Source organism: Janthinobacterium sp. BJB426 (assembly GCF_002735705.1).
Taxonomy (GTDB): Bacteria; Pseudomonadota; Gammaproteobacteria; order Burkholderiales; family Burkholderiaceae_D; genus Janthinobacterium.
In genome coordinates this window covers 307,571-328,455 of the sequence record NZ_PDZL01000003.1, presented here as the reverse complement: position 1 = coordinate 328,455, position 20,885 = coordinate 307,571, and the positions used below count along the sequence as shown (strand labels likewise).

The following is a 20,885-nucleotide window of genomic DNA, read 5'->3' as shown; positions in this document are numbered from 1 at the left end:
ACGTCTATGCCGCGCCCTGCAGCGCTTCGTTGTTCAGCCAGGTACCCAGCGCCGTGGCCGTCATCGGGCGGGCGAACAGGAACCCTTGCGCCATGGGGCAGCCCAGCGCCTGCAAAATTTGCGCCTGCCGCTCGTCTTCCACGCCTTCCGCGATCACGGCCAGGCCCAGGTTGCGGCCCAGCTGGATGACCATTTCGGCGATGCTGCTGCCGCGCGCGGAACCCGTGATCTCGGTGACGAAGGCGCGGTCGATCTTCAGGCGGTCGACTTGCAGGCGCTGCAAATAGGACAGCGAGGAAAAACCTGTGCCGAAGTCGTCGATGGCGATGCTCACACCCGTTTGCTTGATCTGCCACAACATCTTGATCAATAAATCGGGCTCTTCCATAGCCATCGATTCCGTGATTTCCAGCTCGATGAATTCGGGCGGCGCCTGCGTCTCTTCCAGCGCCGCGCGCAACATTTCCAGGAACAGCGGGTGGCGGAACTGCACCTGCGACACGTTGACGGACATGACGAAGTTGCGGTGGCCCTGCTCGCGCAGCAGCACCAGTTCGCGGCATGCCGTGCGCAGCACCCATTCGCCGAGGTCGATGATGATGCCCGAATACTCGGCAATCGGGATGAAGCGGTCGGGCGAGATGAATTTGCCGTCCGGCGTCTGCCAGCGCAGCAGCGCTTCGGCGCCCACGGGGCGGCGCGTGGTCAGGTCGATCTGCGGCTGATACACGACAAACAGCTGGCCCTGGCTGAAAGCCGTGCGCAGCGCGTGCATCATGCGCACTCGTTCGCGGATTTCGATGCCCATGCTGCGCGAGAAGTAGAAATGCCCGGCGCGCTGCTGGCTTTTCGCCCGTTTCAGGGCGATATCGGCATCCTTCAGCGCATCGGCGCCCGTGCCCGCGTGTTCGCCCAGCCGCACCAGGCCCAGGGTGGCGGACAATTGCACGTCCTGGCCATCGATGCTGAACGGCGCCTGGAACAGGGCCAGGATCTTGGTCGGATTGACTTGCGACGAGTCGCCCAGCACGCAGAAGATGTCGCCGCCGAGGCGCGCCACCGTCAGTTGCGGGCCCAGCTGGGTTTGCAGGCGTCCCGCCACGGCCACCAGCAGCATGTCGCCGAACTGGTGGCCCAGCGCGTCGTTGGTTTCGGCAAAATGGTCGAGGTCCACCAGCGACAGGGTGGCGTCGTCGCGCGCGGGGCCGGCCAGGGTGGCGTCGAGGATTTCCACCAGGCGCGTGCGGTTGGGCAGCTTCGACAATTGATCGTAGAAGGCGGCGTTGTGCAGGTGCGACACCAGCTCGACGTTGTCCAGGCCCACGGCGACATTGCTGCAGAAGACTTCCAGCAGGCTTTCATCGATGGCCGACAGGGGGCGCGGCAGCACCAGGTAGGCGGCCGCGTCGCGGCTGGCCTTGCCCGCGAAGTACAGCGTGGCATAGTCGTGCGCGTACACATTGCGCCGCTGCGCCAGGGTGTGCTCGATGGCGGCCATCACGCGCGGGTTTTGCAGGCCGCACAGGGCGCTGTGCGGCAAGCTGGAAAAGCTGCCCGTGCAGGCCGAAACGAGCAGTTCCCGTGCGCCATTGTCCTGCAGGTCCTGCACGCACAGCACGCCGTCGGCGCGGATGCCCAGCAGGTCGGCGATCTGCGCCAGCACGCCGGCCGAGAAGTTCTGCACGCCGTGCAGCGCCATCAGCTGCGTGCTGGCGTGGACGATACGGTCCAGGCCGCGCCGGCTGCTGCTGATCGAACGGATCTGCTCGTACGAGCGGATGGCGGCCGTCACCGTAGTAAACAGCTTGATGCGCGTCAGTTCGGACTTGGTCTTGTAGTCGTTGATGTCGAAATCGCGGATGGCGTCGATTTCCGGGGCGTAGCCAGGCTGGCCCGTGCGCAGGATGATGCGCACGTCCGTCATTTTCAGGGTTTCGCGGATGTAGCGCACCAGGTGCAGGCCCGCGTCATCCTGTTCCATCACCACGTCGAGCAGGATGACGGCGATGTCGTCTTCATGCTTGAGCAGTTCGCGCGCCTGGCCGGCTGAATACGCATGCACGAATTCCAGCGGGCGGTGCTGCATTTCCAGGTTGCCCAGGGCGAAAGTGGTGGTGGAGTGGACGTCTTCATCGTCGTCGATGATCATCACCCGCCAGACGCTGCGCGGTGCGACGGCCAGCGGCGGCGCTGGTTGCTCATCGAGGAATACCAGGTCGTCGTGATCGTCCTTGTTGGCGTCAAGGGGGATGATCGGTGCGGGCATGTATAGCTTCTCCAGGATGACTCGGAACGAGATGTGAGCACATCAGAAATGTCCATGGCGTTGTTGCAGCGCCTCGCCGTACTTGCGTACTGTCTTCGGCGCCGCGCCTAGCCCTGACCATTTCTGATGCACTCAGGGCGCATCGAAAATGTAGCGCTCAGGTGCTGCCGAGGTTCGCACATTTTCTGATGGTCCATCGTCCAAGTATATAGCTATTTAATAAGCAAAATGTTTTTTTAAGTCTATTCCGTCGAGCAATATTTCTTGTATTGCATGATTGCAACTCATATTTGGTATTTTTTATATGAAAAAATACGCGGGATTTTAAAATGGCGAGGCGGGTGGGGGAATATCGGTCCCTGGCGGGGCATTAGCGGCATGGCATGCCCCGCAGGCTGGTAGAATTGAGTTTTCCAGTCCTCACACTTCCTACTATGTCCGGCAATTCTTTTGGCAAGCTGTTTACTGTTACCACTTTCGGCGAATCGCATGGCCCGGCCATCGGCTGCGTAATCGATGGCTGTCCTCCGGGATTGGTCCTGTCGGAAGCCGATATCCAGCCCGAGCTGGACCGCCGCAAGCCGGGCACGTCGCGCCACGTGACGCAGCGCCAGGAATCCGATACGGTCGAGATTCTGTCCGGCGTGTACCAGGGCGTGACGACGGGTACGCCCATCGCGCTGCTGATCCGCAATGAAGACCAGCGCAGCAAGGATTACGGCAATATCGCGGAAAGCTTCCGCCCTGGCCATGCCGACTACACCTACTGGCATAAATACGGCGTGCGCGATCCGCGCGGCGGCGGGCGCTCCTCGGCGCGCCTGACGGCGCCCGTGGTCGGCGCAGCGGCGATCGCCAAGAAATGGCTGCTGCAGCAGTACGGCACCACCTTCAAGGGCTGCATGAGCCAGCTGGGCGACATTCCCGTGCCGTTCCAGTCGTGGGAGCACGTGCATGCGAACCCGTTCTTTGCCGCCAGCGGCGATGCGGACCTGATCGCGCGCATGGAAGAGGCGATGGACCAGTTGCGCCGCGACGGCGATTCCATCGGCGCGCGCATCGACGTGATCGCGCAAAACGTTCCCGTCGGTCTGGGTCAGCCCATCTACGACAAGCTTGACGCCGACATCGCCTACGCCATGATGGGCATCAATGCCGTGAAAGGCGTGGAAATCGGCGCCGGTTTCGATTCTGTGGCGCAAAAGGGTTCCGAGCATGGCGACGAACTGACGCCGGAAGGCTTTATCGGCAATAACGCCGGTGGCGTACTCGGTGGCATCTCGACGGGGCAGGATATCAGCGTCTCGATCGCCATCAAGCCGACCTCGTCGATCCGCACGCCGCGCCGTTCGATCGATAAGGAAGGCAATCCCGTGATGGTGGAAACGTTCGGCCGCCACGACCCGTGCGTGGGCATCCGCGCCACGCCGATCGCCGAAGCCATGCTGGCGCTGGTGCTGATCGACCACGCCCTGATGCACCGCGCGCAATGCGGCGATGTGTCGGTGAGTACGCCGAAGTTGAAATGATTAATTTTGTCGCTTAACAAAGACGCTTGCGACACCTGACAAAACCGTAGCGAGCGGAAGGGAGAGGTGGCTAAGAAGCGCAACCGTACGAAGGTACGGTGAGCATCGCAGGCCGCCTATACCGACGCGCAGTAGGTTTGGTCAGGTGTTCTCATGCCACCTTATTCGCCACCAATTCCAATTGATGGCGCATCTCCACCGACTGCACCAGCAACGCCCGGATATCGTTTATCAGGTTGAATTCCGTCTGATTCAATTGAATCGGCGGGAAGCTGTCGTCCCAGTCGCCATATAAAAATCCCGTTGGGTGGCCGTTGGCCGACAGGGGCAGCACGACGAAGCTGCGCGCTTCCGACAATGTCGCTTTCCACCATTGCGGCAGCTTGGCGGCAAATTTCGGGTCGCGCGCGTTGTCGATGAAGATCACGCGGTCGCTGTTGAGGGCCGCGTGGAAGACGTTCGGTTCATACGCATCGCCAAACACCATCAGGTCCTGCAGGTCGGCCATGCCTTCGCCCATGCTGATGCGCGCCGAATACAAATGATCCCTGTGGTTGCGCACGAACGCCACCGAACGCGAAAAATCGAAGCCCTGGTGCAGCGTTTCAAGCGCCATCGAGACCATCTGGCCCGGACTGGCGCTGCCGATGGCGCCGCGCAGGTCGGCCAGGCCGCCGATCAATACGCGGTTGCCTTCGGCGCGCATGCGTGTCGAGGCCAGCTGGCGCGCGCGCCGTTCGGCCGGTTTCGACAGGGGCGCGATCGACAGATCGGCCGCCGCCATCGCCTTGGCCTTGTCCACCGCCACCACCAGGTCCGTCGCGGTGATACCCAGGGTGCCCGCGTAGTCGTCGATCAGCGCGTGCACTTGCGCCGCGCCGGCAGCATCGTCATGCCACAGCGAGTCGGCGCAGCGCGCCGCCATCGTTGACAGTCCGGCCATCCAGTCGGCGCCGCTGACGGGAGAATTGTCCGGCGACGGGTCCATCGGACGCATGCCGTTGATCAGGTGCTGCGGCAAGCCCCAGTGGGCGGCCGTGGCATAGCCCACTTCCGGCAGAGACAGGCCGAGGATTTCGCGCGCGGCGGCTGCCTCGTTGCCGGGACCCGCGTGCGCCTGCATGCGCGCCCAGAAGTCCGTCATGTAGAACGTCACCATCATGCGGCCCAGGGTGTGCAGCATCGAGCAGACGACGGCCTGCTCCGCCTGCAGGCTGCCGGCGCTGGTGGCCACCTGCTGCGCCACCATCCCGGCCAGCACGGCCTTTTCCATTTCCACGTGGGCGCTGACGGAATCGGGCGACGCCTGCGACAGTTCCTCGATCAGTTTCAGGCCCAGCGCCAGGTGGCCGATGGCGTCGATGCCCAGCACCAGCACGGCCTTCGAGACCGTGTTGACGCGCTGGCCGAAGGCCGAATACATGCCGCTGTTGGCCAGCCGCAGCACCTTGTGCGTGAGGACAGGGTCGGACAGCACCGTTTGCGTGATGTCGAATTCGTGGTCGTCCTCGCCGCGCATGGCGCCCAGGATGGCGCTGATGGCTTTCGCGAAGCCGGGCATGTCGCCCTGCTGGCGCGTGCGCGCCCACAGCAGGTCCAGGGTGTTTTTGCCGAGCTGTGTCGGCGCCGTGAAATGACCTGGATTCATTGCACCCCTCCGCGCGGTTCATTGGCAGACGGCGCAGGCACCAGCGCCGCATAGGTTTTGTCGCTCAAGGCCGATAGCGCGGCGTGGGCGGGCATCGGTTTGCCCGTCAGGTAGCCTTGCACATACTGGCAGCCGCGCGACTCCATGAAGTGCATCTGCTCTTCGGTTTCCACGCCTTCGGCCACCACGGACAGGTTCAAATGCTTGGCCAGGTCGAGAATGGTGTTGCAGATGGCCGCATCCTTGCTCGATTCGGGCAAGTCCTTGATGAAGGTGCGGTCGATCTTCAGCACGGAAATGGGGAAGCGCTTCAGATACGCGAGCGAGGAATAGCCGGTGCCGAAATCGTCGATGGCGATGCGCGCGCGGCGCTCCGTCATCTTGACGAGGATGGTTTCCGCATGCACGGGGTCGATCATCAGGGTGCCTTCCGTAATTTCCAGCACCAGGTGTTCGCCGGACAGCCCCGAAAACGCGATGGCGTCATCGAGCACGTCGAGGAATTTGTCGTTGCGGAACTGGCGCGGGCTGATGTTGACGGAGATGTACAGCGGCCGCTTGGCCATTTCCTGGAATTGCTTGAGCTGCACGCAGGCCGCTTTCAGCGCCCAGGCGCCCAGCAGGTTGATCAGGCCATTGGCTTCGGCAATCGGGATGAAGCGCACGGGCGGCACCAGGCCCAGGGTCGGGTGCTTCCAGCGCATCAGGGTTTCGAAACCCTGGATTTGCCGCGTGTGCGCATCGACGATGGGCTGGTAAAAGAGTAAGAACTCGCCTTCACGCACGGCCTGGAACATGGCCGCTTCCAGCGAAATATCGTGTTCCGACGGGCCGTTCAGGCGCGGGCTGTAGACCAGGCAGCGGGCCTTGCCCGTTTCCTTGGCGCGCGACATGGCCGCATCGGCCAGCGCCACCAGGCGCACTTCATCTTCCGCGTGCAGCGGATAGATAGCCACGCCGACCGAGGCGCCCACGTAGATCGTGTGGCCATCGACTTCGAACGGCGCCTGCAGGGTGGCCAGCAGGCGGCCCGTCACCAGCTTGATCTGCGCATCCGTGGCGCTGCCTGGCAGCACGGCGACGAATTCATCGCCGCCCACGCGGGCCAGGGTGTCGCTGTCGCGCAGGGTCTTGCGCAGGCGCGCCGCGGCCAGGCGCAGCACGGCGTCGCCGACCGGGTGTCCCAGGCCATCGTTGACCTTTTTGAAGCCATCGAGGCCGATGGTGGCGACGGAAAAGCCCTGGCCCGAACGCGCGGCCTGGGCGATCACCATGCGGATGCGGTCCGACAGCAGCAAGCGATTCGGCAAGCCCGTGAGCGCATCGTGCGTAGCCATGTGGCGCAGCCGTTCTTCCGTATTGTGCTGGGCCGACGTGTCGCGCCCGACCACCAGCAATTCGGCTACGCCGGCCGCGTTCATATAAGAAGACAGGCGCAGTTCGAACCAGATTTCCTGATCCGGCGTTTGCAGCCGCACTTCCAGGCGGCCCGGTTCTTCCAGGGCGTCTTCCAGCGCCGCTTGCAGCGCCGCGCGCGATGCTTCGGCGGCCAGCGGCAGCAGCAAATGGCCGGACAGGCCCGAAGGTGCGCCAAACAGGGTGGCCGCGCGCTTGCTGGCGAACAGGATCAGGCCGTCCGTATCGAGCCGGAACACGACGTCGCCTGCCTCTTCCATGAGGTTGTCCAACTCGTGACGAGCCTCGCGGTGGGCGGCGGATGGGGTACTGGAAAACATCGTGCTGGCTTTTACCTTTTTTGTTATCAGTGCCGGCGCTCGCTGCAGGGCAGGGCGCCAACGGAAAGAGTGCATCGTGCATGATGCGTGCCATAGGGGCCGAAAGGGCGGCTATCGGAACGCGATCCACACGAAATGTATCATTGAAAAGCACCCGATTACATGAAATAGAGCAACATTGCTTCAGGTTTTGTAAATATTCCTGCCTTCCATGAAAAAAATCATGTCGCGCGGGGCATGTGGGCATTTTCATTCCACATGGAAACATTTATCTGCGCCTGCTTCCACTGGCGCGCTTGCCCCGCCATGCGCTTTGCGCTAGTCTGGCTGGCAGACGGTGTTGACGGTGCGCCAGCGACGGCAAGGGCGCCATGATAACAAATCGCGGGAGACTCCCATGAATGCCTTTGACACGCATGAAGTTTTCAATCAGGCCACGCCCTTTGAAAACGTCAATCTGTTCGCCTGCGACCCGGCGCTGATCGAAGCGCTGCTGCGCGAGGGCGGCGGCGCGGCGCTGCAGGAACTCGACGCGCTGGGCGAAAAGCTGGGCCGCGCCGAAACCTATGCGCTGGCGCGCCTGGCGAATATCCACACACCCGAGCTGCAGCAGTTCGACCGGGCCGGCCGCCGCATCGACGAGGTGCTGTTCCATCCGGCCTGGCATGAACTGATGGCCATCCTCGTGGGCGCCGGCGCGCATGCTTCGCCCTGGGCCTCGCCCGGTCCCGGCGCCCAGGTGGCGCGCGCGGCGGCCTATCTATTAGTGGGGCAGGTGGAAAACGGCACACAGTGTCCCGTGACGATGACGTATGCCTCGGTGCCGGCCTTGCGCCAGGCCATTGAGCTGCCGCAAATCGCGCAGCGCTGGCTGCCGAAAATCCTCTCGCGCGACTACGATCCCCGCTCCCTGCCCGTGGAGCAGAAGCGGGGCGCCCTGGTCGGCATGGGCATGACGGAAAAGCAGGGTGGCTCGGACGTGCGCAGCAATACCACGCGCGCGACGCAGGTGCCGCCGGCCGAGGCGCGTACCCTGTTCGGCGGCGAGGCCGGCGGCGCCTGGCGCATCGTCGGCCACAAATGGTTTTTTTCGGCGCCCCAGTGCGACGCCCATCTGATCCTGGCGCAGGCGGACGAGGGGGGATTGTCGTGCTTCTTCCTGCCCCGCTACCTGCCCGACGGCAGCCGCAACGCCATCCGCGTGCAGCGCCTGAAGGATAAGCTGGGCAACCGCTCGAATGCCTCGTCGGAAGTGGAGTTCACCAATGCCTACGGCTGGCTGGTAGGGCAGGCGGGGCGGGGCATACCCACCATCCTGGAAATGGCCAGCCACACGCGCCTCGATTGCGTGCTGGGCAGCACCGGTATCATGCGCGCCGCCCTGACGCAGGCGCTGCACCACGCGCGCCAGCGGGCCGTGTTCGGCAAGCCGCTGGCCGAACAGCCGCTGATGCAGAACGTGCTGGCCGACCTGGCGCTGGAATCGGAAGCTGCCACGGCCTTTGCACTGCGCCTGGCCCGCTGCTTCGATGAAAAGGAGGATGCAGGGCAAGCCATGCTGGCGCGCGTGCTCACGCCGGCCGGCAAGTACTGGATCTGCAAACGCGGTCCCGGTTTCGGCTTTGAAGCGATGGAAGTGCTGGGCGGCACCGGCTATGTGGAAGACGCGCCGCTGGCGCGTTTATATAGAGAGCTGCCCGTCAACTCGATCTGGGAAGGCTCGGGCAACGTCATGTGCCTTGACGTCTTGCGCGCCTTCGGCAAGTCGCCGGCCGCGCGCGACGCCCTGGCTGTCGAGCTGGCGCTGGCCGGCGATGACGATGCCATTTTCGCGGGCTACCGCGCGCGGCTGCTGGCCGACCTGGACGGGCCGCAAACGGATGAATTTGGCGCCCGGCAATTATCCGAACGCATCGTGCTGGCCGTGCAGGCCGGCTTGCTGCTGCGCCATGCGCCACCGTTTGTTGCGCAAGCGTTCCTGCAGTCGCGGCTGGTGCAAGCGCCGGGCGGCGTGTATGGCCGCTTGCCGGCCGGCACCGACTGCAAGGCCATCCTGGCGCGCGCGCTGCGCGAGTATTGATTTCAATAAATCCGATTATTTCGAAAATTCCGGCCACAGGCGGGCTGGGGGCTGGGATAATGCTGCAATCCATCATTTTATCGATACACAGCGCGCTTGCGGCCCAGGCTTGCCGCCGCGCCAGCTACAGAGAAAGAAAAACAAGATGAAACAAGATCCACGCTTCCCGAATTTGTTCATTACCGATCACCCTTTGATCCAGCACAAACTGAGCCACATGCGCGAGCACGACACGTCGACGCGCACCTTCCGCGAGCTGCTCAAGGAAATCACTTTGCTGATGGGCTATGAAATCACGCGCGACCTGCCGCTGACCACGCGCGAAATCAAGACCCCGCTGGTCACCATTGATGCGCCTGTCATTGCTGGTAAGAAACTGGCCATCGTGCCCATCCTGCGCGCCGGCATCGGCATGAGCGATGGCTTGCTGAACCTGGTGCCATCGGCACGCGTGGGACACATCGGCGTGTACCGCGACCCGGCCACGCATATGCCCGTGGAATACCTGGTGCGCCTGCCTGACCTGAACGAGCGTACCTTTATCCTGTGCGACCCGATGGTAGCGACCGGCAATTCGGCCGTGTATGCCGTCGATGTGCTGAAAAAACGGGGCGTGACGGATGAACAGATCATCTTCCTGGCCCTGGTTGCCGCACCGGAAGGCGTGACCGTGTTCCAGAATGCGCATCCGAACGTCAAGATGTTCTGCGCCTCGCTCGATTCGCACCTCGATGACCACGCCTACATCGTGCCAGGCCTGGGCGACGCCGGCGACCGTATCTTCGGCACCAAGTAATCCACGTCAGGCGAGTATTGCGATGGCAACCTTGATCGACCCGGATTTCCGCGCGCGTTTGCGCGCCCTGAACGAAAAATATGCGGCCGGCGTGCCGGCCCTGTTGCAAACGATTGCGCAAGCAAGCGGCCGCTGCGACAGCGAAGGCCCCCGTCTGGAGCCGTTGACGGAACTGCACCGCGCCCTGCACGCGGTGGCCGGCTCGGCCGCCACCTTCGGTTTTACCGCGCTGGGCCAGGAATGCCGGTGCATCGAACAGCTGGTGCGCGCCATGCTCAACACCCCTGCGCAAGCGGTGGCGGATTGGCCTGCCGTGCGGGCGCAGGTGGTGGCGCTACTGGATTGGGCGCGACGCGATGCTGCCGCCACCCATTTCACCGCGTAAATGACCGCGTCATAGTAATGTGGTTGCAATGATTCATTTGATACAACGCAAAGCACCCGCGTCGCAGATTAGGATATAGTGTCTCCATGCCGCTGGTACAGGGCGCCGCAAGACGGGGATTTGGCTATTAAAGTAGTGTTCGCAAGTTTATTTTGCGAAAGAATGGTTTTTCTCAGTTTTGTTGGTATAATTGGGCATCGTTGGATTCGAGGTAGTAGTGCAGTTTGTCTGTCATTTCTTTCTTGCTTCAAACGATATAACGGGCGCAAGCCCAACTTAACTGAAATAGGAAATTGTAATGGCAACTGGCATCGTAAAATGGTTCAATGATTCGAAGGGTTTCGGCTTTATTACCCCTGACGAAGGCGGCGAAGATCTGTTCGCTCACTTCTCGGCTATCCAGTCGAACGGCTTCAAGTCCCTGCAAGAGAACCAACGCGTTTCTTTTGAAGTGACCGCTGGCCCTAAAGGCAAGCAAGCTTCGAACATTCAGCCAATCTAATACGCTGGATCAAACGAAATAAAGAAATCCTCGGTCTCCGAGGATTTTTTTTCGCCTGAATTTCCGTGAAGCATGGGTTTTGCCTGCCTTATGCGTGTGGTTTTTAGCTTGCATGGCCCTTGTTCTGCGCGCCTTGAGGCAGCGTAGGTCGCGGGTGAGTCCTGTTCTGGACCGTCACGGCGCCGAGTCAGACCGTAGCGAGCGGCAGTGAGGGCGTCCTTAGATAGCCCGTTCGCGCCAGTAATCCGCTTGAGAATAGCTGTGGCGCAAGAAATCCACAAACGCCCGTATGCGCAGCGGCAAGTGACGGCGCTGGGCGAACACGGCATAAATGTCATTGCCCGGCGCTGCGAACTGGTCCAGCACCGTCACCAACTGGCCCGAGGCGATCTCGGCGCCCACTTCCCACATCGAGCGCCACGCCAGTCCCTTGCCGGCCAGTGCCCAGTCATGCAGCACTTCGCCATCGTTGCAGACCATATTGCCGGCCACCTTTAGAATCACATTCTTGCCGTTTTCGCGGAAGGTCCAGCCCCGCTGGCTGCCTTCGCTGCTGATCGCCAGGCAATTGTGCTTGGCCAGGTCGGCCGGGATGCGCGGCGTGCCCGCCCGTTTCAGATAGGTGGGTGAACCGACGAGCACGCGCTGGTTGTCCGCCAGTTTGGTGCTCACGAGCGAGGAATCGGACAGGCTGGCGATGCGGATAGCCACGTCGATGCCTTCGCCGATCAGGTCGACGAGGCGGTCGTTCAGGTTCAGCGACACCGTCACGTCGCGGTGCTCGGCGACAAAGGAGGGGATTAATGGCGCCACGTGCTGGCGGCCGAAGCCTGCCGGCGCGGAAATGAGCAAATGGCCGCTGGCTTTGACGCTGCGCACGGCCACGGCCGCTTCAGCTTCTTCCAACTCGCCGAGGATGCGCTGGCAATCTTCCAGGAAGGCGGCGCCTTCATTCGTCAGCGCCAGCTTGCGCGTCGTACGCTGCAGCAATTTGACGCCGAGGCGCTGCTCCAGTGCATCGAGGCGCCGCCCTATCATGGCCGGGGCGATGCCTTCCGCGCGGGCGGCCGCCGACAGGCTGCCCTTGGCCACCACTTCCACGAAGGTCGATATTTGTCTGAACTGTCCCATGTCGTGCTCCCGCGATGCCGTCACTTGTGATAAAAACGCATAGATGAAGTGATTTTTAATCTCGTTTCCATGCCTTATAGTGCAATACTATAGAACAAACGCGCCGCCAGGCAGAGTGTTTTTGCGCCTCTGCCCAGCTTGCCAGCGCAGTCGTTCGGCTTATACTTGGATCACCAGATTACCTTTGCTTATATTTATTAAAAACCGGAGAACTTCATGACGCAGAACACGATCGCACTTCCAGAAGGCATGCAAATCACGGGGGAAATCCAGCCCGGCTACGAACAGATCCTGACCCCGGCCGCACTGGCCCTGGTGGCCAAGCTGACGCGTGCATTCGAACCGCGCCGCCAGCAGTTGCTGGCCGTGCGCGTGGAACGGGCCAAGCGCCTCGACGCGGGCGAGCGTCCTGATTTCCTGCCTGAAACCGCGCATATCCGCGACGGCGACTGGAAGATCGCGCCGATCCCGAAGGCGCTGGAATGCCGCCGCGTGGAAATCACGGGTCCCGTCGAACGCAAGATGGTCATCAACGCCTTCAATTCCGGCGCGGACAGCTACATGACGGACTTCGAGGATTCGAACACGCCGAACTGGGATAACCAGCTGACGGGCCAGATCAATATGTTCGATGCCGTGCGCAAGACGATTTCGCTGGAGCAAAATGGCAAGTCCTACAAGCTGAACGACAAGATCGCGACACTCGTCGTGCGCCCGCGCGGCTGGCACCTTGATGAAAAGCATGTGCTGGTCGATGGCAAGCGCATTTCCGGCGGCATCTTCGACTTCGCCCTGTTCATGTTCCATAACGCCAAGGAACAACTGGCGCGCGGCGCCGGCCCGTACTTCTACCTGCCGAAGATGGAATCGCACCTGGAAGCGCGCCTGTGGAACGATATTTTCGTCATGACGCAAAACGAATTGGGCTTGCCACAAGGTACGATCAAGGCGACCGTGCTGATCGAAACCATTTTGGCGGCCTTCGAGATGGATGAAATCCTGTACGAACTGAAAGAGCACAGCTCGGGCCTGAACGCGGGCCGCTGGGATTACATCTTTTCGTGTATCAAGAAATTCAAGCTGGACAAGGATTTCTGCCTGGCCGACCGCGCCAAAGTCACGATGACGGCACCCTTCATGCGCGCCTACGCCTTGCTGCTGCTGAAAACCTGCCACAAGCGGGGTGCACCAGCCATTGGCGGCATGGCAGCCTTGATCCCGATCAAGAACGATCCGGAAAAGAACGACATCGCCATGGGCGGCGTGCGCAACGACAAGGCGCGCGATGCCACCGACGGCTACGACGGCGGCTGGGTTGCCCATCCGGGCCTGGTGGAACTGGCTATGGGCGAATTCACCAAAGTGCTGGGCGACAAGCCGAACCAGATCGAGAAGCAGCGTCCCGACATCGACGTGAAAGCGTCGGATCTGCTGAACTTCCAGCCGGAAGCGCCGATTACGGAAGCGGGCTTGCGCTACAACATCAACGTGGGCATCCACTACCTGGGCAGCTGGCTGGCTGGCAACGGTTGCGTGCCCATCCACAACCTGATGGAAGATGCGGCCACGGCCGAGATCAGCCGCTCGCAAGTGTGGCAGTGGATTCGTTCCAGCAAGGGCGTGCTGGAAGATGGCCGCAAGGTAACGGCCGAGATGGTGCGCGCCATGATTCCGGAAGAGCTGGCCAAGGTGCAGCGCGATGCGCCAGGCGGCAACGGCCCGACCTATGTGCGTGCCGGCCAGATTTTCGAGGAAATGTCGACGTCGGAATCGTTCGCCGAATTCCTGACCTTGCCGCTGTACGAAGAAATCTGATCCTGATCAAATAGCAGCATAAAAAATCCCGGCGATGCCTTAAGCATCTGCCGGGATTTTTTATTGTGGAAGAGTTTGCTTAAAAATTATTCTTCCACATTCGCAAGGCTGCAAACGCTTCCACGGGCGAGGCGTCTGCCGCCAGCTTGCCTTCCACCTTCAGGCTGCTCAAGATCGCCGGTTCGCGATAGCGCAGGAAAGGATTCGTGGCTTTTTCCAGGGCAATGGTCGACGGCACGGTCGATAAACCCTGCTGGCGCTTTTCCGTGTCGATGGCGATGCGTTCCTGCAAGGCCACATTGCCCGGCTCGACAGCGTTGGCGAAGCGCAGATTGGACAAGGTGTACTCATGCGCGCAAAATACCTCGGTATCGTCGGGCAGGGCGGCCAGCTTGCCCAAGGAATCGGCCATCTGGCCCGGCGTGCCTTCGAACAGGCGGCCGCAGCCGCCCGCAAACAGGGTGTCGCCGGAAAACAGCCATGGTGCGCCGCTGCGTTCGTCGCGCTGGCGCACATAGGCAATATGCCCCTTCGTGTGGCCGGGCACGTCGATGACGGTCAGCTGCAAGCCGAGCTCGGGCACATGGGCGACATCGCCTTCGGCAAGCGGTTCCGTGATGGCTGTGATAGCCTCATTGCGCGGGCCGAAGACGGGGATGGCGAAATGCTGCAACAATTCAGGCACGCCACCCGTGTGGTCGGCGTGGTGATGCGTGAGTAAAATGGCGGACAAGGTCAATTGATGGGCTTGCAGCGCATCGAGGATGGCCGTCGCGTCGCCGGGGTCGACCACGGCGGCATGGCGGCCGTCATGGATCAGCCACAGGTAATTGTCGGCAAAGGCGGGCACGGCAAGTACCGATAAAGCGTGTTCAGGGGATTGTGTCATGAGCAAAAGAGAAAACTGAATGGACAGTGTGGCATCCGAAAAATCCATTATAGCGCTTGACGGCTGGCTGCAGACGCCGGCCGGTCTGTATGTGCGTGCCTGGGAGCAGCAATGCCTCGACAGTCTGACGGTCGATATCTTCGGTTTTAATGCCGTGCAGATCGGCTTGCCCCAGCTCGATGCGCTGGCGGCCAACCGCATGCCGAACAAATGGTTGCTCGATGCGCGCCTGCCGTCGCGTCCGTCACAAGAGAGCCGTTTGACCCTCGTGTCGGCCTTCGACGAGTTGCCGTTCGACTCGCAAAGCCTGGACCTGGTGGTCTTGCCGCACGTACTCGAATTTGCCGCCGAGCCGCACCAGGTCTTGCGCGAGGTCGAGCGCGTGCTGATCCCGGAAGGGCGCGTGATCGTCTGCGGCTTCAATCCGGCCAGCCTGTGGGGCATGCGCCAGGGGCTGGGACGGGTCACGGGACGCCATTACCTGCCGCAGGCAGGCGAGCTGATCTCTATGCCGCGCATGAAAGACTGGTTAAAATTGCTCAACATGGGCGTCAGCCAAAGCTACTTCGGCTGCTACGCACCTGCCTGCAGGACAGAAAAATGGCTGCGCCGCAACGCCTTCATGGACAAGGCCGGTGCGCGCTGGTGGCCATATCTGGGCGCAGTGTATATAGTGCAGGCGATCAAGCGCGTCAAAGGGATGCGTTTGATCGGTCCGGCGTGGACCAAGAAACCGGCGACGGCGCCCGCAGGCGCACCGGTTACGAATAAAAGGCGGGAACAGCAAGATGGCTAAGTTTGAAGATAAGGTAGAGATTTACGCCGATGGCGCATGCAAGGGCAATCCCGGCACGGGCGGCTGGGGCGCGCTGATGGTGGCCGATGGCGCCAAGAAAGAAATTTACGGCGGGGAACTCAATACGACGAATAACCGCATGGAATTGAAGGCCGTGATCGAAGCCTTGACGGCGCTCAAACGTCCCTGCCAGGTGGTGCTGTATACCGATAGCCAGTACGTGCAAAAGGGCATCAGCGAATGGATCCACGGCTGGAAGGCGCGCGGCTGGAAAACGGCGGCCAAGGCGCCCGTGAAAAACGTCGACCTGTGGCAAGCCCTCGATGCGGCCCAGGCCGTCCATGAAGTGGAATGGCGCTGGGTGCGCGGCCACAATGGCCATCCGGGCAACGAGCGGGCCGATCAGCTGGCCAACCTGGGCGTGGAAACCGTGCGCGCGTAAGAACACCCAAGGTCGCTAGTTGTAATCGCAGGGCACAGGTTTGCTATACTGTGCCCTTCGCTTTTTGCTTTTACGAATGAATCCGCCATGCGTCAAATTGTTCTCGATACTGAAACCACCGGCCTGAACCCGCGCACGGGCGACCGCATCCTGGAGATCGGCGCGGTCGAACTGAACAACCGCATGTTGACGGGGAATAATTTCCACCATTACATCAATCCCGAGCGCGACTCGGAAGAGGGCGCATTGGCCGTCCACGGATTGACGACGGAATTCCTCAGCGACAAGCCGAAATTCGCGGAAATCGCCGAGGAGTTTCGTGCCTACATCGCTGACGCCGAACTGATCATCCACAACGCCCCGTTCGATATTGGCTTCCTGAACGCGGAATTCAAGCGCCTGAACCTGCCGCCCGTGCATGAGCAAGTGGTTGGCGTGATCGACACCCTGGTGCAGGCGAAGGAAATGCATCCGGGCAAGCGCAACTCGCTGGACGCCCTGTGCGACCGCTATGGTGTCTCGAACGCCCACCGCAAGCTGCACGGCGCGTTGCTTGACTCGGAATTGCTGGCCGACGTCTACCTGGCCATGACGCGCGGGCAAAACAGCCTGAGCATGGAAGAGGAAGTGGAAGTGGCCGCCGATGGCGCCGCCCTGGAAATCGTGCCGCTGGCCGAAGTCATCTTCCAGAGCGCCACGGCCGACGAACTCGCCGCCCACGAAGCCACCATCGCCGGCCTCGACAAGGCCGCCAAAGGCCAGTGCATCTGGACCGCCGTCATGGCCCCGCCAGCGGCCGCCTGAGAAAAAGCGCGGGTATGGTAAATTTCCTCTCGCCAGCCCTTGCAGATGCCGCAACACCTATGCGATAATTCGCCTCGCTTCGGGAGGTTAGCTCAGGGGTAGAGCACTGCATTCACACTGCAGGGGTCGCAAGTTCGAAACTTGCACTTCCCACCAAGAATTCGCAATACAATCAAGTACTTATATTAAAGCCGACACATTTATGTAGTCGGCTTTTTTATTGGGTGTAATTTACTTCGCCACCACCAGCGCCGATAGCTTATCCAGCGCCAGGCGCTGAGCATCCACACTGCAAGTGTGCGTAACGCTGGGTTGTTTGCACATTGGCATGACCGAGAATTTTGCTGATGGTGTACAGGTTCACGCCCAGGCCCAGCATGATGCTTGCGCAAGAATGGCGCAGGTCGTGGAAATTCACGTGAGGTATGCCTGCCTTCACGCGCGCGCGGCGCCACGACGACTCGCACACCGTACAAAGTCATATTCAATGGAAAATACTTCAGCCATGGCCGCCAACGCCGGAATGATCGGCACCACGCGCATACGAAGTGTTTTAGTATTGCTGGCAGGGAAGGTGGTCGAATCCTTCCCAATATGCTCACGCTGAATCTGGAACAGTTCTCCGCGGCGCGCACCGGTCAGTAGCGCCGCCCATATCGCAGCCTGCGCGATCGGCGTGCAGAAGGCGGAGATCTTCCTCACTTGCTCACCTGTGCCGCCGCAGGAGCTGCATAGCGCGCGCATTTCGGCGCAGGTGTCGGTACCGATGGTTCCGACATCATCAGCAACCTCAACACGATCAACGGCAAAGATTGCATCGAAACGACGATGCAGGTCGACTAAACCTTCGGCCTGGGCTTGAAGGGCTACACCTGGGACGAAGCTTCAGGCGGCAAATCGCCATCCGATGCTGCGCTGGGCACCGGCGCCAACTGGGACCAGGTGGCCACCAGCGACAAGCATACGGCTGGCGTGATCACCATCGGCGACGCGACCAAGTTAGCCACCGCCGCGCCTTTACACGGGGCGCGGCTTCTTCCATCAAGAAAAAGAACTGAGTTCCAAATGGAAAAAGTGCCGGCAAACATCTGGTATTTGGCAGGACCGATGTTTCAGTACAACGAGGACGTCAAGGCGCTCGCACGCCAGGCTGGCCTCAAAATCATCGATGCAAACATGGCTGTTGGCCGCGCCAATGCCGCTGAAGACATGCAGGAAGTCACGATTAAGGCTGAATACACTGATCAGGGCGCGGGAGAGCGCATGCCGACCGCAGCCGAGTTAACGGCTGCCCGTGCTGATCTGCTGGCCGCGCACGATGACCTGCAGCAACGTGAACGAGAGCTAGCAGCCGAGAAAGAGCGCGTTGCCAAGCAGGCGCATGAAAATGAGCTTGCCGCGACCTGCAACGCGGAGCAGGCTGCAGCGAACGAAGCCGAAGCCCAGCGCCTGCGCGACGAAGCCGTGAGTCTTCAGGCCGCCAAGAGCGCTGCGGCTACTGCCACTGTTGCTGCTGCCTCCGCCGAAAAGCCAGCTAAAGCGGCCAAGAATTAAGTTTTGGCCGTCACCATCAAGCCGACTTAAGCCTGCGTCGGCCAGCGAAACCGACTATGCCCAAGCCGGCCAGTAACATGGCGTAGGTTTCTGGCTCAGGAACAGGAATGGTGTTATTTGTGAAATTTGCCGTAAATCTCATGTAAACCGTCTTGTCCACACCCCAAGGCTGACTCGCGTTAAGGGGATCCTTGGCATTCGAATAAACGTGGTTCCCTGTTAAACCGCCATTGTTGTTGGATCCTTGCGGCCTAATGAAATGAACTGGATTCTCGATGCCTGCAACTGTTAAGTATGCTACGTATTCTTTATTAAGTGGCAATGCCAGATTGAGTCCAGTTGCTTCAAATGCTGCATTTTTGCCACTGTATGGCATTGGAGCACTCGTGTACAAGGCGGGACCGACGGCTTTGGTTCCGTCCCATGCTGCAATCCCGAATCCGATATAGCCGGTGCCATAATTTGAAGTGCCATAACCTGAAGACGCATAGAGGGTGAAATCGTTCAGCACTCCGCCCGGAGAAGTGAAAGTTTCTCCATAAGTAACCACACCTATTGCGCCCAAGTAACCTAATTCGCCAGAGTTGAACTCGTTGGAAAAGGTTGTTGCTTGCACGTGGAAGGAGGCGCACAAAGCAATGTTCGTAAGTGCAATTTTGATAATTGTATGTAAGCTCATCATTTTCCTTATATTGATGCAAAAAAGATATGAAAATTAATTATACGATAATTTTTTCTAAATTGCAGCAATTGAATATTTATTAAAAATGTAGGATTTCTTATGCTTACGATTGAAACTGGCGCAGGTCTGGCCGAAGCCGAATCCTATGCCAGTGTCGCCGCAGCTGATGCGCGTTGCGCCAGCCTGGGCCTGACCGCTTGGGCTGCGCTGACCGAGGCCGATAAAGAGATCGCCTTGCGCAGGGCTACGCTGTTCATGGCGACCTACCGCACGCGCTGGGCCGGCCGCCGGGTGTATCAGCACCAGGCGCTGGACTGGCCGCGTTACAACGTGGCAGTCGACGGCTTCATCGTGCCCAGCACCATCGCGCCGCTGGACATCGTCAATGCCTGCATCGATCTGGCCGTGCGCGCCGGCAGCGGCGAGGATCTGCTGCCCGACCTCGACACTGGTTCCAACGCCATCAAAAAAGACAAGACTGGCCCACTGGAAACGGAGTATTTCCAGAACACCACTGACGCACGCGAGCGCTTCGTGGCAGTTGATACGTTGCTCGCGCCTTATTTGGGCTCGGCCGGCTGCGGCAACGCGATGAAGTTGATACGAGCATGAGCGCATACCCCGCCGTGAAGATCGATGGCTGTTTCGTCGCCGATAACACATACAGTTCCGATGGAAAGGTATGGAACGTCACAAACCCGATCGCGCGCGCCATGAATTTGGAGCCGTTCGACCTGCCACTGGCGGCGATCTACTCCGCGAGGTCTGGACTCCTGTCGGTTCGGCCTAAGGCATCGCGCACGACCAGCAATTGCTGCTGTTGCCGTTGCAGCGAAAGGGGGCGCCAATGCCGGCACCGACGGCGGCCGAGGTGCTAGATCGCACCTTTAGAGCGTTTTTTTGAGGGGAGAGGTGATCCGGCTTACTCTGCAGCAGGCGGTGCGCTTGGTGCGGGCTGAGCGGCAATGCATGGCGGACGAAGAATTCAGGCGCTCGGCTTGCAGGCGCTGGACTGCTCCAAGGTATGAGTCTTGGCCAAGATCGAGGCAGGTATATCCGTGCTTCCGTTTCAGTTAATGATGCTTACTCTGCTTATGAATTCTTTAGAAGAGTCAGAGGCATCACATCTTGATCAGCTGCCAATGGAGAATATTTTATTTTGGAAATAATTGCTATAGGGTGGTAAGTTAATCATCACTAAATATAACGATTTTTTATGCGACTGATATTGTCTATCTTGGCTGAGCAGTTACATAAAATAACTACTTTATTTCGTTCTGCCGCTGCTAATTAGCCGATTGCGAAACGCAAGGTACCCAGGCTGCGTACCTGGACCACGCCATCTTGATTGACGAATGAACGAACGCCTTCTGCAAGGATGCTATTGTCGGTCTGGTATGCCCCGTTCCACGCATCGCTGATGCAATATGGCCGACCGTTAGGACGAGCACTTCCGCCAAAACTGATAACGAATGGCGCCACGCCATCCTTGCCTTGGGCCTTGTTAAATACCCATGAATAGTGTCCGATATTGCCTTCGGCGGTCAGTGGGCCGACAGGACTATAGCTTGCGTTATATACGCCGCTGATGACGCCATTCGAGGAATCGGCCGAACTGATTTTAAATGTAAAATTCTTATCTTCAGAAACATAGTTTCCGGGTACTGGTACATTGCTCATGATAAATTACCTTTCAATGTAAAAGAAAAGAAATGTAACTGCTCAGCTGAATGGAATGCTACACCACATTATTGTTGAAAAACATTATTTTTGAAAATAATTATATTTATTACTGATGCGTTTCTGAAAATGTCACGTAAATACTCGCTT

At 60.0% G+C, this 20,885-nt stretch carries 20 protein-coding genes and 1 tRNA gene; 12 read left to right on the top strand and 9 right to left on the bottom strand.

Annotated elements, in window-relative coordinates:
* Positions 1–4 precede the first annotated feature (4 nt).
* Positions 5–2,266, bottom strand: a complete 2,262-nt coding sequence (locus CSQ93_RS06990; RefSeq protein ID WP_099377406.1) for a putative bifunctional diguanylate cyclase/phosphodiesterase — start codon at positions 2,264–2,266, stop codon at positions 5–7.
* A 434-nt stretch (positions 2,267–2,700) separates the two neighbouring features.
* On the opposite strand from CSQ93_RS06990, the gene aroC reads away from it, so the two are divergent.
* Positions 2,701–3,795, top strand: a complete 1,095-nt coding sequence (gene aroC, locus CSQ93_RS06985) for a chorismate synthase (RefSeq protein WP_099377405.1) — start codon at positions 2,701–2,703, stop codon at positions 3,793–3,795.
* 151 nt (positions 3,796–3,946) lie between these two features.
* Here the strand turns inward: aroC and CSQ93_RS06980 are convergent, their stop codons facing one another.
* Together CSQ93_RS06980 and CSQ93_RS06975 are read right to left on the bottom strand one after the other, a co-directional pair.
* Positions 3,947–5,443 carry an HDOD domain-containing protein gene (locus CSQ93_RS06980; RefSeq protein WP_099377404.1) on the bottom strand — a complete coding sequence of 499 codons (1,497 nt, stop codon included), beginning with the start codon at positions 5,441–5,443 and terminating at the stop codon, positions 3,947–3,949.
* Positions 5,440–7,179: a putative bifunctional diguanylate cyclase/phosphodiesterase gene (locus CSQ93_RS06975; protein WP_099377403.1), complete on the bottom strand. Its 1,740-nt coding sequence runs from the start codon at positions 7,177–7,179 to the stop codon at positions 5,440–5,442. Before CSQ93_RS06975 ends, CSQ93_RS06980 begins: the two co-directional genes overlap by 4 nt.
* 397 nt (positions 7,180–7,576) lie before the next feature.
* Between CSQ93_RS06975 and CSQ93_RS06970 the strand changes: the two genes are divergently transcribed.
* The 4 genes from CSQ93_RS06970 to CSQ93_RS06955 all read left to right on the top strand — a co-directional run bounded on the left by CSQ93_RS06970 (position 7,577) and on the right by CSQ93_RS06955 (position 10,942).
* Positions 7,577–9,259, top strand: coding sequence for an isovaleryl-CoA dehydrogenase (locus CSQ93_RS06970; protein ID WP_099377402.1), 1,683 nt, complete (start codon positions 7,577–7,579; stop codon positions 9,257–9,259).
* A gap of 145 nt (positions 9,260–9,404) precedes the next feature.
* Complete coding sequence (gene upp / locus CSQ93_RS06965; protein WP_010398816.1) at positions 9,405–10,055, top strand: uracil phosphoribosyltransferase; 651 nt, start codon at positions 9,405–9,407, stop codon at positions 10,053–10,055.
* Between the two features lie 22 nt (positions 10,056–10,077).
* Positions 10,078–10,440: an Hpt domain-containing protein gene (locus CSQ93_RS06960; RefSeq protein ID WP_099377401.1), complete on the top strand. Its 363-nt coding sequence runs from the start codon at positions 10,078–10,080 to the stop codon at positions 10,438–10,440.
* 298 nt (positions 10,441–10,738) lie between these two features.
* Complete coding sequence (locus CSQ93_RS06955; RefSeq protein ID WP_010398811.1) at positions 10,739–10,942, top strand: cold-shock protein; 204 nt, start codon at positions 10,739–10,741, stop codon at positions 10,940–10,942.
* A 219-nt stretch (positions 10,943–11,161) separates the two neighbouring features.
* On the opposite strand, the gene CSQ93_RS06950 is transcribed toward CSQ93_RS06955, so the two are convergent.
* Positions 11,162–12,073 carry a LysR family transcriptional regulator gene (locus CSQ93_RS06950; protein ID WP_099377400.1) on the bottom strand — a complete coding sequence of 304 codons (912 nt, stop codon included), beginning with the start codon at positions 12,071–12,073 and terminating at the stop codon, positions 11,162–11,164.
* Positions 12,074–12,289: 216 nt separating this feature from the next.
* Here CSQ93_RS06950 and aceB point away from each other — a divergent pair, with 216 nt between their 5' ends.
* Positions 12,290–13,888, top strand: coding sequence for a malate synthase A (gene aceB / locus CSQ93_RS06945; RefSeq protein ID WP_099377399.1), 1,599 nt, complete (start codon positions 12,290–12,292; stop codon positions 13,886–13,888).
* A 79-nt stretch (positions 13,889–13,967) separates the two neighbouring features.
* Here aceB and gloB read toward each other — a convergent pair whose 3' ends face one another.
* On the bottom strand, positions 13,968–14,777 hold the full coding sequence (gene gloB / locus CSQ93_RS06940) for a hydroxyacylglutathione hydrolase (protein WP_099377398.1): 810 nt from the start codon (positions 14,775–14,777) through the stop codon (positions 13,968–13,970).
* A gap of 19 nt (positions 14,778–14,796) precedes the next feature.
* On the opposite strand from gloB, the gene CSQ93_RS06935 reads away from it, so the two are divergent.
* The 4 genes from CSQ93_RS06935 (at position 14,797) to CSQ93_RS06920 (ending at position 16,975) form a co-directional block, all read left to right on the top strand.
* Positions 14,797–15,573 (top strand): class I SAM-dependent methyltransferase, encoded by a 777-nt coding sequence (locus CSQ93_RS06935; RefSeq protein WP_099377397.1) that lies wholly within the window; start codon positions 14,797–14,799, stop codon positions 15,571–15,573.
* Positions 15,566–16,015, top strand: coding sequence for a ribonuclease HI (rnhA, locus tag CSQ93_RS06930; RefSeq protein ID WP_099377396.1), 450 nt, complete (start codon positions 15,566–15,568; stop codon positions 16,013–16,015). Before CSQ93_RS06935 ends, rnhA begins: the two co-directional genes overlap by 8 nt.
* 87 nt (positions 16,016–16,102) lie before the next feature.
* Positions 16,103–16,819 (top strand): DNA polymerase III subunit epsilon, encoded by a 717-nt coding sequence (gene dnaQ / locus CSQ93_RS06925; RefSeq protein WP_099377395.1) that lies wholly within the window; start codon positions 16,103–16,105, stop codon positions 16,817–16,819.
* An 81-nt stretch (positions 16,820–16,900) separates the two neighbouring features.
* Positions 16,901–16,975 (top strand) — tRNA-Val (locus tag CSQ93_RS06920).
* 103 nt (positions 16,976–17,078) lie between these two features.
* On the opposite strand, the gene CSQ93_RS29395 is transcribed toward CSQ93_RS06920, so the two are convergent.
* Both CSQ93_RS29395 and CSQ93_RS29390 read right to left on the bottom strand, forming a co-directional pair.
* Positions 17,079–17,237, bottom strand: coding sequence for a tyrosine-type recombinase/integrase (locus tag CSQ93_RS29395; RefSeq protein WP_233516087.1), 159 nt, complete (start codon positions 17,235–17,237; stop codon positions 17,079–17,081).
* A gap of 17 nt (positions 17,238–17,254) precedes the next feature.
* Positions 17,255–17,521, bottom strand: a complete 267-nt coding sequence (locus tag CSQ93_RS29390) for a hypothetical protein (protein WP_233516086.1) — start codon at positions 17,519–17,521, stop codon at positions 17,255–17,257.
* Between the two features lie 150 nt (positions 17,522–17,671).
* On the opposite strand from CSQ93_RS29390, the gene CSQ93_RS29385 reads away from it, so the two are divergent.
* Positions 17,672–18,373 carry a major capsid protein gene (locus CSQ93_RS29385; RefSeq protein ID WP_324847114.1) on the top strand — a complete coding sequence of 234 codons (702 nt, stop codon included), beginning with the start codon at positions 17,672–17,674 and terminating at the stop codon, positions 18,371–18,373.
* Between the two features lie 16 nt (positions 18,374–18,389).
* Here CSQ93_RS29385 and CSQ93_RS29380 read toward each other — a convergent pair whose 3' ends face one another.
* A complete protein-coding gene (locus CSQ93_RS29380; protein ID WP_233516084.1) occupies positions 18,390–19,052 on the bottom strand; it encodes a PEP-CTERM sorting domain-containing protein in 663 nt (220 codons plus the stop codon).
* Between the two features lie 102 nt (positions 19,053–19,154).
* On the opposite strand from CSQ93_RS29380, the gene CSQ93_RS06900 reads away from it, so the two are divergent.
* Entirely contained in the window at positions 19,155–19,667 is a 513-nt protein-coding gene (locus tag CSQ93_RS06900) for a DnaT-like ssDNA-binding protein (RefSeq protein WP_099377394.1), read from the top strand.
* 678 nt (positions 19,668–20,345) lie between these two features.
* Here the strand turns inward: CSQ93_RS06900 and CSQ93_RS06895 are convergent.
* The gene (locus tag CSQ93_RS06895; protein ID WP_099377393.1) at positions 20,346–20,735 is read right to left on the bottom strand and encodes a hypothetical protein; all 390 of its coding nucleotides are present in this window, start codon (positions 20,733–20,735) and stop codon (positions 20,346–20,348) included.
* Positions 20,736–20,885: the final 150 nt, after the last annotated feature.

Bases quoted from the DNA above. Each gene is read 5' to 3' on its own strand.
- CSQ93_RS06990 (WP_099377406.1), bottom strand. From the start codon at position 2,266: ATGCCCGCACCGATCATCCCCCTTGACGCCAACAAGGACGATCACGAC.
- aroC (WP_099377405.1), top strand. From the start codon at position 2,701: ATGTCCGGCAATTCTTTTGGCAAGCTGTTTACTGTTACCACTTTCGGC.
- CSQ93_RS06980 (WP_099377404.1), bottom strand. From the start codon at position 5,443: ATGAATCCAGGTCATTTCACGGCGCCGACACAGCTCGGCAAAAACACC.
- CSQ93_RS06975 (WP_099377403.1), bottom strand. From the start codon at position 7,179: ATGTTTTCCAGTACCCCATCCGCCGCCCACCGCGAGGCTCGTCACGAG.
- CSQ93_RS06970 (WP_099377402.1), top strand. From the start codon at position 7,577: ATGAATGCCTTTGACACGCATGAAGTTTTCAATCAGGCCACGCCCTTT.
- upp (WP_010398816.1), top strand. From the start codon at position 9,405: ATGAAACAAGATCCACGCTTCCCGAATTTGTTCATTACCGATCACCCT.
- CSQ93_RS06960 (WP_099377401.1), top strand. From the start codon at position 10,078: ATGGCAACCTTGATCGACCCGGATTTCCGCGCGCGTTTGCGCGCCCTG.
- CSQ93_RS06955 (WP_010398811.1), top strand. From the start codon at position 10,739: ATGGCAACTGGCATCGTAAAATGGTTCAATGATTCGAAGGGTTTCGGC.
- CSQ93_RS06950 (WP_099377400.1), bottom strand. From the start codon at position 12,073: ATGGGACAGTTCAGACAAATATCGACCTTCGTGGAAGTGGTGGCCAAG.
- aceB (WP_099377399.1), top strand. From the start codon at position 12,290: ATGACGCAGAACACGATCGCACTTCCAGAAGGCATGCAAATCACGGGG.
- gloB (WP_099377398.1), bottom strand. From the start codon at position 14,777: ATGACACAATCCCCTGAACACGCTTTATCGGTACTTGCCGTGCCCGCC.
- CSQ93_RS06935 (WP_099377397.1), top strand. From the start codon at position 14,797: ATGGACAGTGTGGCATCCGAAAAATCCATTATAGCGCTTGACGGCTGG.
- rnhA (WP_099377396.1), top strand. From the start codon at position 15,566: ATGGCTAAGTTTGAAGATAAGGTAGAGATTTACGCCGATGGCGCATGC.
- dnaQ (WP_099377395.1), top strand. From the start codon at position 16,103: ATGCGTCAAATTGTTCTCGATACTGAAACCACCGGCCTGAACCCGCGC.
- CSQ93_RS29380 (WP_233516084.1), bottom strand. From the start codon at position 19,052: ATGAGCTTACATACAATTATCAAAATTGCACTTACGAACATTGCTTTG.
- CSQ93_RS06900 (WP_099377394.1), top strand. From the start codon at position 19,155: ATGCTTACGATTGAAACTGGCGCAGGTCTGGCCGAAGCCGAATCCTAT.
- CSQ93_RS06895 (WP_099377393.1), bottom strand. From the start codon at position 20,735: ATGAGCAATGTACCAGTACCCGGAAACTATGTTTCTGAAGATAAGAAT.